This window comes from Psychrobacter sp. PP-21 (assembly GCF_033790785.1).
Taxonomy (GTDB): Bacteria; Pseudomonadota; Gammaproteobacteria; order Pseudomonadales; family Moraxellaceae; genus Psychrobacter.
Window position 1 is genome coordinate 1 of record NZ_JAMYEB010000077.1, and the last position, 472, is coordinate 472.

Consider the following 472-nt stretch of genomic DNA (forward strand, 5'->3'; position numbering starts at 1 on the left):
GGATAGTCATTTGCTGATTCAATGAGCATGCGAACGGCGCGTTCTTTAATCTCAGGAGTGTAGTTTCGTGTTTTCATTGTCGTATTCTCTCAGAATGTTGAGTCTCCGACAATCCCGGGGCGGTTCACTAGAGTGTCTATTTACTCTAGCATGTGGGCGACATTTTCAAGTCTCACAAGATAACTTGTTTGCTGACTTTGACACTAGCGAGAGTACATTTGCTGATGACGTCTATCAACAAGTAGAAACCTATCTTGAAAATCCAAAAATTTTACCACGTGATGCTAAAACATTACTCAGCACCCTACTCCGTGCTTGCCAAGATAAATAATATCAAACGCCAATGGTAACCCTCCCAAACTTAAGACACCTAATAAATAGAATTAAGCTGCCTGATTGAGTTTCTGTATCGGTGTAAAACCGCCATTGCCCATGTTTGGGCGCTTATGATTATAATGGTATAACCAGTTTT

General features: G+C 40.9%; 1 protein-coding gene. It reads left to right on the forward strand.

Going from position 1 to position 472, the window contains the following annotated elements:
• The first annotated feature begins 94 nt into the window (after nt 1-94).
• Nucleotides 95-331, forward strand: a complete 237-nt coding sequence (locus NJD71_RS13640) for an elongation factor P hydroxylase (protein ID WP_319052440.1) — start codon at nt 95-97, stop codon at nt 329-331.
• Nucleotides 332-472 lie beyond the last annotated feature (141 nt).

Coding starts and splice junctions, on each gene's coding strand:
- NJD71_RS13640 (WP_319052440.1), top strand. CDS start 95: ATGTTGAGTCTCCGACAATCCCGGGGCGGTTCACTAGAGTGTCTATTT.